Source organism: Photobacterium kasasachensis (assembly GCF_050336885.1).
GTDB lineage: Bacteria > Pseudomonadota > Gammaproteobacteria > Enterobacterales > Vibrionaceae > Photobacterium > Photobacterium kasasachensis.
In genome coordinates, this window is sequence record NZ_JAKJSH010000010.1 from 54,836 (window position 1) to 66,948 (window position 12,113).

At 50.0% G+C, this 12,113-nt stretch carries 7 protein-coding genes; 3 read left to right on the forward strand and 4 right to left on the reverse strand.

Annotated features, from left to right (window positions below; genetic code table 11):
- The first annotated feature begins 76 nt into the window (after window positions 1–76).
- Together L4D19_RS15020 and L4D19_RS15025 are read left to right on the forward strand one after the other, a co-directional pair.
- A complete protein-coding gene (locus L4D19_RS15020; RefSeq protein WP_428453115.1) occupies window positions 77–1,834 on the forward strand; it encodes an Hpt domain-containing protein in 1,758 nt (585 codons plus the stop codon).
- 222 nt (window positions 1,835–2,056) lie between these two features.
- Window positions 2,057–2,416 (forward strand): nitrous oxide-stimulated promoter family protein, encoded by a 360-nt coding sequence (locus L4D19_RS15025; protein ID WP_239411761.1) that lies wholly within the window; start codon window positions 2,057–2,059, stop codon window positions 2,414–2,416.
- 122 nt (window positions 2,417–2,538) lie between these two features.
- Here the strand turns inward: L4D19_RS15025 and fldA are convergent, their stop codons facing one another.
- The 4 genes from fldA to nhaC all read right to left on the reverse strand — a co-directional run bounded on the left by fldA (window position 2,539) and on the right by nhaC (window position 10,249).
- Window positions 2,539–3,033 carry a flavodoxin FldA gene (gene fldA / locus L4D19_RS15030; protein WP_160648606.1) on the reverse strand — a complete coding sequence of 165 codons (495 nt, stop codon included), beginning with the start codon at window positions 3,031–3,033 and terminating at the stop codon, window positions 2,539–2,541.
- 85 nt (window positions 3,034–3,118) lie between these two features.
- Entirely contained in the window at window positions 3,119–6,691 is a 3,573-nt protein-coding gene (nifJ, locus tag L4D19_RS15035) for a pyruvate:ferredoxin (flavodoxin) oxidoreductase (protein ID WP_428453116.1), read from the reverse strand.
- Between the two features lie 163 nt (window positions 6,692–6,854).
- Window positions 6,855–8,204 carry a hydroxylamine reductase gene (gene hcp / locus L4D19_RS15040; RefSeq protein WP_428453117.1) on the reverse strand — a complete coding sequence of 450 codons (1,350 nt, stop codon included), beginning with the start codon at window positions 8,202–8,204 and terminating at the stop codon, window positions 6,855–6,857.
- 548 nt (window positions 8,205–8,752) lie between these two features.
- Window positions 8,753–10,249, reverse strand: coding sequence for a Na+/H+ antiporter NhaC (gene nhaC, locus L4D19_RS15045; RefSeq protein WP_428453232.1), 1,497 nt, complete (start codon window positions 10,247–10,249; stop codon window positions 8,753–8,755).
- A 745-nt stretch (window positions 10,250–10,994) separates the two neighbouring features.
- Here nhaC and asd point away from each other — a divergent pair.
- Window positions 10,995–12,110, forward strand: a complete 1,116-nt coding sequence (gene asd / locus L4D19_RS15050; protein ID WP_428453233.1) for an aspartate-semialdehyde dehydrogenase — start codon at window positions 10,995–10,997, stop codon at window positions 12,108–12,110.
- Window positions 12,111–12,113: the final 3 nt, after the last annotated feature.

Here is a 12,113-nt window from a genome sequence, read left to right on the forward strand (position 1 = left end):
TGATGACTTGGTTTTTATATAGCGTTGGAAAGAGGTGTGCCAACCGGATCTTGAAATACCGTAGATAGGGGTGAGTATGAAAATAGAAGAAAAGCCTGTATCAGAGTTTGCTGTTGCACCTGTAATGCCAGCACTAAGTCGGCAGGTTGAAGAGCAGGGCAGAGACTCGTCACCTATTATTCTCGTATTGGGTTTATTGTTATTGTTGGTCGGAACGGGCGTTATTGCCTATCTTTCTGTGCTATCAGCATCGACCCTGAGTTTCATCAGTTCTACCTCACAGTTGCAGAATGAGGCAGAGCAGTTGCGGTGGCAAGTGATTACCGTACCTGTAGATTTATCGCTGCCTGTTTCAGAACAGCAAAGTGAACTGACAGCGCCGTTTCGTAGTCGGTTGCTCGAGTGGCAACATGGTGATATTCCGGCTTCAGTTCAAGCCAAGATCACCCCGTTGGTTAAGCAGGGTGATCAATTTGCCGACCAGGCCGAATATGCCTGGCTGACGCGGCATTATGTTTTTGACAAGGAGACTCTCCTTGCTAAAGGTCAGGTTACCGCAGACCTGACGGCGATCAAAAGCGTCGACATGAACCCTTTCCTTGCCTCCCTTCAGAAGTTGCAATCTGCTTTGATCCAATCTGAGACAACTCTGACCTGGTTGAGCTTGTTACTGGCTGTTCTGGTAGCGCTCGTGGGTATTGGTGGGGTGAGTTATGGTGTTGTCGGTCGACGCAGGAAAATGCAGTCCGTGCAGATCACGGAGGCGACATCAGCATTGTTGGTACCGGAGCATGATACAAGAGAGGACTGCGAGGTTAAGGGCTCGGATGTGCTTGGCGAGGGCTCAGAGCAAAAAGCCCGCATTGCGGATTCTGTACTTGATACGGAACAGATGCTCGACAGCATGGACGGTGACAGGGAGTCTGTGGTGATGCTGCTGGAGGTTTTCCTCGAGGAGCACATTGATGATGCCAAGCGGCTATCTGCCAGTCTTGAGCGCGGTCAGTGTGACGAGGTCAGTTTAATTTCACATAGCCTCAAAAGTGTTGCTAGCAGTTTTGGTGCAGGGCAACTGCGCCAACGAGCTGAATATATCGAGCATTGTTGCAAACAGGGTATTGCAGTTCATGCCGAAGATATTGAGCTATTAGATCAGGCGCTTAAAGAGCTGAAGGTGGCCATCGAGGCGTACCTTGCCGAGGAAGCAGAGCGCGAACAAGATGCTGTTGTGGTTGTTGAAGAGATGACATGTGTTGAAGAGGTGGCGAATGCTGAACAGATTGGGGTTGTTGCGCCTGACGTGATTCAGGATGCTGAGATCCAGCCCGTTGAGACTGATCTTTCTCAGATCAAGTATTCTGAGGCCAAGTCTTCTGAGATACCTGATATTACTGAGTGCGACAGTGCGTCCAGTGAGAGTCTGGAGTTAGAAGCTCAACAGCCCGGGCCTCAGAGAGAGGGGGAGCAGCTAGACGTGCTGAATGTGGCGTATGTGATGGAGTCCATGGATGACGATGCAGAATCCGTCAAAATGTTGTTTGAGATATTTATCGAGGAACATGCTCTTGATGCCAAAAAGCTACAGCAGATGGTCTATCAGCGTGCGCCCGATGAAATAGATGAGGCTGCTCTGAGGTTGGTTCACAGTCTAAAAGGGGTCGCAAGCAGTTTGGGGGCTGAGTCCCTAAAGCGGCAGGCGGAGATCATCGAGAAGCATTTCAAAAAGCAGCAAGTTGTTGCTGATGCTGAATATAGGAAGCTCGAGAAAGTCCTGAACGATACCGTTGTTGCCGTTACCCAATACTTGACTCAGAACGCAGCGGTAGTTGCCTAGGCTCTTGCTGGGAAAATTGAGATCAATATGGGTGAATTTGGTGTTTTTTGACTCAAAAACGTGAGGGTGGACGCACTTATCACAGAATAACAGCTTTCTAGTTTGAGCTTGGTTAGATATTTATACTGTAGGTATGGCTGATTTGGCGGAATCATTCAATCGATAGGCAAAATTGATCTTTATCAAAGGGTGTTTTTAGCTGCGGTGGATAATACCGCCCCTATGATAGTTCAAACGAAACATTCAGTTCGTAAGCAGCGTGAACTGGACACAGCAAAAGCGATGATTCGCCTATATTGTAAAACGCTGCACCGTGGGGCGATTATTTGCCCTGAATGTGAAGGGCTTATTGAATATGTCGAAACGCGGGTTGCCAGCTGTCGCCTGGGAGAAGACAAGCCTAACTGTCTGCAATGCAAGAGTCAGTGTTACCACCCTGCCAAGCGACTGCATTTCTCTCATGTGCTGCGTTGGTCTTCGCCAAAATTCGCCTGGCGGCGTCCGTTGCAGGCCTTAAAGTTTAAACTCGACAGTTTTCGCTCTGTAGGAACGGTTGACGCGCAGTCAATGTCGACAAGATAACAGTTATCGAGATAAATCACACAGAAGTGTTAGATACATTTTGGCTACGAATACGACAAAGGCTGCATGATGCAGCCTTTGTTTGTTAAGCGCCATTATAACGGCTGGTACATGTTAAGACGTTAAGCTGAAAGGCCTAGCGTATTTAGCCAAGTTGCGATACGGTCATCGGTAAGCTCAGGCTGGCGGTCTTCATCAAGAGCCAGACCGACAAATTTGTCATCTTTAACCGCACGCGAGTCATTAAACTCGTAACCGTCCGTTGGCCATTGGCCGATGATCTCGCCGCCTGCTTCAACAATCAGATCGGCCAGATCACCCATGGCGTCCTGGAAGCTATCCGGATAGTCCACCTGATCACCCAGACCAAATAGCGCTACTTTCTTTCCGCTTAGATCAGCATCTTCCAGCTCTGGTACAAAACAGTCCCAGTCCGGCTGCATTTCACCATAGTTAGCAGTTGGCGTACCGAGGATCAGCAAATCATAGTCGTCAAAAACCTCGTTACTGCAGCCGGCAATATCGTTGGTTTCCAGCTCTAGTCGGGTCGCGATTTTTTCAGCAACTTTCTCGGTGTTGCCTGTGTCACTTGCGAAAAAAATACCAATATTTGTCATGTTCATCTCCAGCTAACTTGTATTGCTGATGGTTCAGTCTGTTTATGTTCGGTTAGGCGTAGCAGAGAGCTGCCACGCCAAATGATTATTTCTTTTTAGGCTTCCATTGGCCTAGTTGCTCCAGCAACAGGTGCTTGTGAGCAACTTGCTGGCGCAACCGTTCCAGGTTGGCCTGATACTGTTCAGGGTTGCGGCGCAGGATCTGCGTAAAGCGAGCTTCACGGCTGATCAGCTCCTCGACATCCTTTTTCGGTGCTTTGGAGTCCATTTGCAGAGCGGCCCGACCTTTGTCTGTCCGTCGCGGATCAAAGCGGAACAGTGGCCACAGACCGGTTTCTACCAGTAACTGCTGGTGCTCGACACCCTCGGCCATGTCAAAGCCATGGGTGATACATGGAGAGTAGGCGATAACCAGTGACGGGCCGGGATACGCTTCAGCTTCCTGAAGAGCCTTGATGGTCTGGTTCATATTGGCACCCAATGCAATTTTGGCGACATAGACATTGCCGTGCATCATCATGTTTAGCGCCAGATCTTTGCCGTTGCTTGTTTTGCCCTGAGTGGCAAATTTGGCCACTGCACCAGTTGGGGTCGCTTTTGATTGCTGGCCACCAGTGTTGGAATAGCCCTGGGTATCCATGACCAGCACATTGACGTTGTCGCTGCCAGCCAGGACATGATCCAAGCCGCCGAAGCCAATGTCATAAGCCCAGCCGTCTCCGCCGACAATCCAGTTACTCTTAGCAACCAGGTCGTCCGCCCGTTCGTTGAGCTGACGGTGGCTGTAAGGCAGCTCGGCTCGCATGCGGCTAAGGTTCTGGCGCTGACGAGTAACAGCGGCTTCACTGCTGTCAAAGGCATCTTGCTTGATCTGATCCAGTAGCTCGGTCGGTAAGATGTCAGCAGCTGTCTCCAACAGGTTAAGGGCGTTGTTACGCTTACTGTTGAGTGCCAGGCGCATACCTAAACCAAACTCGGCGTTATCCTCAAACAGGGAGTTCGCCCAGGCCGGTCCGCGCCCGTGCTTGTCGACGGTATACGGTGTGGTCGGCAGGTTACCGCCATAGATTGAAGAGCAGCCGGTGGCATTGGCAACCAATAGGCGATCACCAAACAGCTGGGTTAGCAGCTTCACATAGGACGTTTCTCCGCAACCGGAACAGGCTCCGGAATACTCGAACAATGGCTGCAGTAACTGGCTGGTACGGGCATCGATACGTTTGATATCAATACGCTCAAGCTCTGGCAGGTCAAGGAAGAACTCGTAGTTCTTGCTTTGTGATTCCAGTACCGGCTGCTTCGGTGCCATGTTGATGGCCTTGCGTGATGGATCGGCCTTGTCACTGGCCGGGCAAGCCGTGGTACAGAGGTTACACCCGGTACAATCCTGTGGAGAGACCTGCAAGGTGTATTGCTGACCTTTAAAGTCGCGTTGTTTATATTCGGCGCTCTTGAAGCCATCGGGTGCAAGTTCCAGAGCATCAGGGGTGACGGTCTTGGCACGAATAGCAGCGTGCGGGCAGACAAGGGTACAAATATTACACTGGGTACACAGGTCTTCTTCCCAGACCGGCACTTCCTGGGCAATGTTGCGTTTTTCCCATTGACTGGTCGCCGTTGGCCAGCAGCCATCGACAGGGAAGGCACTCACCGGCAGAAGATCACCTTTATCCGCCATCATCATGGCACTGACACGCTTGACCAGTTCAGGGGCCTTTTCATTAACGACAGGCGGACGGCGGAACAGGCTGGTGGCCTGCTGCGGAATTGCCACCTGTTGCAGACGGGCAACTGTTGCATCGACGGCCCTGTGGTTGGCCTCGACAATTGCCGGGCCGCGCTTGCTGTAGCTTTTTTCAATCGCCTCTTTGAGCTGGGCAATAGCCTGCTCTATTGGCATCAGCTCGCTGAGGGCAAAGAAGGCCGTCTGCATGATGGTGTTCAGGCGGTTTTTCAGCCCGAGCTCATGGGCTAGCTCTACGGCATTGATAACATACAGGTTGAGCTGCTTGTCGATGATAACTTTCTGGACTTCCTGCGGCAGGTGCTCCCAGACGTCATCAGCGTTATGCGGGCTGTTAAGCAACAGGGTACCCTGCTCGGCAGCGTGCTCGAACATTTCCAGTTTGTTGACAAACTGGAACTGGTGGCAGGCAATGAACTCAGCCTGCTCAATCAGGTACGGCGCTTCGACAGGCATGGTGTCAAAACGCAGGTGCGAAATAGTCGTACCGCCTGATTTCTTGGAGTCATAGACGAAATACCCCTGCGTATGCAGGTCGGTGTTTTCACCTATGATCTTGATAGTGTTTTTATTGGCACTGACCGTGCCGTCGGCACCCAGACCGTAGAACAGGGCACGTAGTCGGCTGCTTGGCTCGGCATCAATTGTAGGAACCGGCGGCAGAGAAAGGTGGGTGATATCATCACAGATCCCCACCGTGAAGTTATGGCTGAGCTGCTCGTCGGTCATCGCATTGAAGATGCTGACGGCATGGCCCGGATTGAATTCTTTCGATGACAGGCCGTAGCGACCGCCCATTATTGCAGGCAGGTGCGGGTATTGTTTTGCCGCGTACGCCTGTTGGATGGTCGAAACCACATCCAGATATAGCGGCTCACCGACCGAGCCTGGTTCTTTGGTACGATCCATGACTGCGATCTGCTGAACGCTGGCAGGCAGCACGGACATGAAATGCTTGAGCGAGAACGGGCGATAAAGGTGAACACTGACGATACCGATTTTACGTCCGGTCGTCAGCAGGTGATCAATTGCCTGCTCAACAGCCGAGGTGGCCGAACCCATAATCACAATGACATCGGTGGCTTCCGGGTGGCCGTAGTAATCAAACAGCTTGTATTCTCTTCCGGTCAGGTTGGCAAACTGGGCCATTTTATCGGCCACGATATCCGGACATGCCTGATAGAAACCATTGGCAGCTTCACGCGCCTGGAAGAAGGTATCCGGGTTTTGTGCCGTACCGCGAATGCTTGGCGCATCGGGTGTCAGCCCACGCTGGTGGAAGCTATCAACATGATCTTCGGAGATCATCTGACGAATGGTGTTGTCGTCGATCATCGCGATCTTGTTGATCTCATGCGAGGTGCGGAAGCCATCGAAGAAATGGACAAACGGGATCCGGCTTTCCAGTGTTGCGGCCTGACTGATCAGGGCAAAATCGTGGGCCTGCTGGACCGAATTGGCCGCCAGCATGGCAAAACCGGTTTGACGTACCGCCATTACATCGGAATGATCACCGAAAATGGACAGGGCATGGGTGGCAAGTGTTCGCGCGGCAACATGCATAACAAACGGCGTCAGCTCACCGGCAATTTTGTACATGTTCGGGATTTTAAGCAGCAAGCCCTGGGACGAGGTAAAGGTGGTGGCCATGGAACCGGCCATCAATGCACCGTGAACCGCCCCGGCAGCACCACCTTCAGATTGCATTTCAATGACCCGCGGAACTTGTCCCCACAGGTTTTTTTGTCCCTGGCTTTCCCAGATCTCACAGGCTTCCGACATCGGGGAAGAAGGTGTGATGGGATAAATGCCGATGACTTCATTGCAGCGATAGGCGACGGAAGCGGCGGCTTCGTTGCCGTCCATCGTGGCATAGGTGATGTTTTGGTTATCAATCCGTGGATTTTTAGGCATAACTTACTCCAGCGAACAAGCACTGTCTGTTCAAGCTAAGGCTGATGGTGTCTGAAATGGGGTACCGTCAGTGATTAAGCTTGGCTGTCTTTATTATTTTGAATAGGGCCGACTTCTTAGTGGGTAGGGCGAAGTCGGCCCGGTTGACTGAAGGGGGCCGCGCTTACGCTTCGACTACTTCAATCTCTGGTTGCGGGTTCAGCATTTTAGCCAGGTCGTCTTCGACGTTACCGGTTAGCTGAAGGTTGAACTGCTGCTGTAGGAATTCGAAAATGGCTTCATTGACGAACTCCGGTGGGTTAGGGCCCAGGTAGATGTTCTGGATACCCAGGTTGAACAGCGCAAGCAGGATCAGAACGGCTTTCTGTTCCATCCAGGACAGGACGATGTTAACCGGTAGTTCGTTAACTGGTACTCCCATGGCGTCGCTCAGTGCCAGCGCGATCATCACGGCACCGTAGCTATCATTACACTGACCAAGGTCAAGGTAGCGAGGAATTTCTGTGCCCGGGATCGTACCGAAGTCGTGGTCATTGAAACGGAACTTGCCGCAAGACGAGGTCAGGATAATGCAATCATCCGGGATCGACAGCGCCAAATCGCGGAAGTAGTCGTTTGGCTTGCCTGGTTTGTCACAACCGGCAACCACGAAGAACTGCTTGATCTTGCCTGCGTTAACGGCTTCCAGAATTTGCGGAGCAAGGCCAAGAATCGTTTTGTAGTTGTGGCCTGTCATCAGGGTATCTTCGCTGTCGAAGCCTTCGATATCCGGCAGGCTTAGTGTCTGCTCGATCAGCGGCGCAAAGTCATCTTCCAACTGGCGGCAGTTGTCGATGCCGACGATACCGTAGCTGTACAGACGATCGGCATAATCTGCTCGGCCTGTCGGAGGAACGATACAGTTAGTCGTTACAATAATGGTACCGTTCCACTTCTGGAACAGTTGTTTCTGGTCAAACCAGGCTTTACCGATGTTGCCTTTAAGGTGGCTGTACTTACGTAGCTCAGGGTAGCCGTGGGCTGGCAGCATTTCCGAGTGGGTGTAGATGTTGATGCCTTTGCCTTCAGTGGCAATCAGCAGGCGCTCTAGCAGCTCAAGATCGTGACCGGTAACAAGAATACCTTTACCTTCGGCTTTGTTCTGCGGTACGCATACAGGAGTAGGGATCCCGAGGCGACCGTGGTGAGCTTCACCGAGGCGAGACATCATTTCGCTACCGGCACCGCCGATTTTCATTAGCTGGGCAATATGCTGGTCAAAGCTGAAGTTAACGTTTGTTAGTGTGAAGTACAGTGTTTCAGCGATAACATCGTCAACCGATTTGGTATCCGCGCCAAGATCGTCGGCATGGGTACGGTATGCTGACAGGCCTTTTAGGCCGAAAATCATAATATCCTGAAGGCGAGACAGGGTTTCATCCTTGCCGCATGTACCCTGAGTTTTACCTGTGCTGCCACAGCCGCCGCTTTGGGCCATTGAGCACTGGTGACAAAACATTGCTAGGTTCGACATTATTGCATTCCTTAAAGGTGTATTTATTGTGCAACTTTATAATAGGGGACGAGGATATAGGCACTGAATACCCCGGGTCATTGATCCGGATCATTATCTCGCCAATAACCTACATTTGAAATGAAACTTTTGATGCCGAGCATGAAAGCATCACCTTGTATGGTTTTGTCAGGATTGGGTCATATTGGTTGAGAGGGGCTATTTACAGTTATATTCTATTGATTGAACCGTCAGTTATTCATGACCAGTGTAACGACCAATGTGAAATAACATTGCTATGAAGAAGAATGAGTATTGACCTGATAGAAGTCTGTATCGAGGTTGGCAATGAAAACGTGCAAACTGGAAAGAAAGCTAAGAAAAGAAATGCTTCATGAGTCTCAAAGGCACCTGTGTGCGGTCAGAGCAAAATTTATGAAACGGTATACCGGCAATCGACATCGAAGCTCTCAGCGAGATCACGAACGGCAGGATAATCAATATTAACTACACAGGGCGCGGATATAAAAAAGCGCCCTTAGGCGCTTTTTTAGTTCATGATCAAGGTATTAAGCGGTTTGCTGCTGGGTAATACCTTCAATCTCGTCTTCTGCATCAGCCGTTGCTGATGGTGGACAGCGATCAACGAACCAGCCCATGTAAGAAGACACAATCGTTACGATGATACAAACGAAGCTTAGCCACATGAATGGTGCGTAAGAGAATGTCGCTACGCCCAGGATACTTGCCATGTAGATACCGTTATCACTCCACGGCACCATACCGGAAGTTAACGTACCACCGAACTCGGCGTTACGAGACAGGTTCTTGCGCTGGTAACCCAGACGGTCGTAGTTTTTGGCACAGATCTTAGGCGTCAGGATAAGAGATACGTACATCGCCGAGCCGAACACGTTACCCAGGAACGCAGTCGCAATGGTCGATACAGACAGGCTACCTGCAGAGTTAACACGTTTTTCAAATAGCTTGGCAATAGTCTGCAGTACGCCGACTTTGTCCAGCAGGCCACCAAAACCAAGACCAAAGACGATAACTGCAACTGAACCCAGCATGGATGACATACCGCCACGGTTCAGGATCGCATCGATGAAGTCTACGCCGGAGCTGATAGAGAACGGTGCCCATGCAGTGTTGAACGCAAGCAGCGGATCCATATCCTGAACCATTACCGCCCAAACGATACCTAGCAGAGAGCCAAGCGAAATAACAGGGAATGAAGGCAGACGCATGGCTAGCAGTGCCAGTACGATAATGACAGGAACGAACGAGAACGGAGAGATGACGAACTGCTGATCCATTGCGGCAATAACAGACTCAACCTGAGACATGTCAACATTGCCGGCATAGTGGAAGCCTACCGCGGTGAACAGAATACCTGTAATGATGTAGCTGATCAGTGCAATCGGCAGCATGCCCTTAATATGTTCCATGATTTCTACGTTAGACATAGAAGAAGCAAGGATCACCGAATCTGACAGCGGAGACATCTTGTCACCGAAGTAACAGCCTGACAGTACCGCACCTGCAGTCATTGGTGCCGGGATCCCAAGGCCCTGACCAATACCCATCATGGCGATACCTGCTGTACCGGCAGCACCCCAGGAAGTACCTGTAGCCAGCGCCGTCAGGGAACAGATGATCATTGTTGCCAGAAGGAAAATAGATGGGTGAATGGCTTTAAGACCATAATAAATGATGGTTGGAACAATACCGCCGGCAATCCAGGTACCGACCAGCGCACCCACGGCAAGCAGGATCAGTACAGCACCCAGGCCGTTGGAAATACCTTTGGTTGCAGCTTGTTCCAGAGATTTGTAGTCATGACCCAGTTTAATACCCAGTGCCATGATAACGAACCAGCCGATATAGAGAGCCAGCTGGATAGGTAAATCTAGTTTTGCGGTGAAAGAGAATGCCAGCGCAAGAAAAATACCCAACGCTACAATGACTTGTAACAGCGATGGCAGTTTCACAGTCTGTTTGTTCATACTTCTAACCTTGTTAGTTCGAGCCTGTAAAAAATGGAAAGCCTCTGAATTAGTAATTCTCAGAGGCAAATAATAATAATTCTTATGACTTGTGAGTCATTCATTTAGGTGCTCATGTCGTTTCGGCGCTACTCTATCCGAATGCACTGAGTCCCGCGATAAATATTGTGTCTTTCTGTGACCTCATCCAACCAGTTGACTGAATAAAGAAAAAATACATATTAACTCTTTTAAAAAGTGTTAATTTTTAGTGTTTGTGTTGTGTTTTGGTTGTTTTTTAACTGTTCTCAAAGGTTGATCTATTTGTCTTAAATTCCTTGTTTTGCAGCTTTATTTCTGGTTATTTGCTTTGTTGTTGAAGTAAATAACCATTGATATGGCTATTTTTAGGTTATCAGGGTGTGAGCAGTATTTCAAAAACAGTCGCATGATACAGTTTGTTTTGTTAAATGTGCTTTTCTCTTATTGGTGTATAAAAGAGTCGCTTTTAGGCTGTTTATCTGGCGTTTTACTGCTAAGTAGATTGTTTTCTGGCCCGTAAAGGGTGTCTGAACTGGTGGTGGCTGTTTTGTTTGGTATGAGACATTTTTACCCAGTAAAAATACTCCTTATTCTGCGATTAGGCATTTTTTTACTCATTTCATGCAGATTGTGCTTGTTTTTCATCGTCTAAATCTCTATAGATGAACTACTGCCAGTAGGCATAACTATCTGCAGCTAATGCTGTGAGTGGTATGGCCAGATAGTTCTGCCGATTGGTATGTCGAATATGAAATTCTGAACAGGGAGTGTAGTAACAATGATGAAAGTTGGTCTGGTTGGTTGGCGTGGTATGGTGGGTTCGGTGCTGATGCAGCGAATGGTTGAAGAAGGAGACTTCGACGTTATCGAGCCAGTGTTCTTTTCTACGTCTCAAGTCGGTATTCCGGCGCCCAATTTTGGTAAAGACGCTGGTGTATTGCAGGACGCATTTGATATCGAGAGCCTGAAAAAACTCGACGCCATTATTACTTGTCAGGGCGGCAGCTATACCGAGAAAGTCTTCCCGGCTTTGCGCCAGGCAGGCTGGAAAGGTTACTGGATTGATGCTGCTTCAACGCTGCGAATGAAAGAAGACTCGATCATCGCGCTTGATCCGGTGAACTTCGATCAAATTAAACAAGGTATTCACTCTGGCACCAACACCTTTACCGGTGGTAACTGTACGGTCAGCCTGATGCTAATGGCGGTAGGCGGCCTTTATCAGGCCGGGTTGGTTGAGTGGATGACCTCTCAAACTTACCAGGCTGCATCGGGAGCCGGTGCCAAGAACATGCGTGAGCTGATCAGCCAGATGGGTGTGATTAACGACACGGTGTCTAGCGAAATGGCTAACCCGGCAACATCAATCCTGGATATTGACCGCAAGGTGGCGGATACAATGCGTGCTGCTGACTTCCCAGCCCAGGAGTTTGGTGTGCCGCTGGCAGGCTCGCTGATCCCATGGATTGATGTGAAGCGCGACAACGGCCAGAGCAAGGAAGAGTGGAAAGGCTCGGTTGAGACCAATAAGATCCTTGGTTTGGACAATAACCCAATCCCGATTGACGGTACTTGTGTCCGTATCGGTGCCATGCGTTGTCACAGCCAGGCGCTGACCCTGAAGCTGAAGAAGAACGCTCCGCTGGACGAAATTGAAGAAATGATTGCGTCCCATAACGATTGGGTGAAAGTGATCCCGAATGAGCGTGATATCACGGTTCAGGAGCTGAGCCCGACCAAGGTAACCGGGACACTGTCTATTCCGGTTGGTCGCTTGCGCAAGCTGGCAATGGGTGATGATTACCTTAACGCTTTCACGGTGGGTGATCAGTTGCTATGGGGTGCAGCAGAGCCGTTACGTCGTACGTTGCGTATCATTTTGGCCGAGAAGCAATAACAG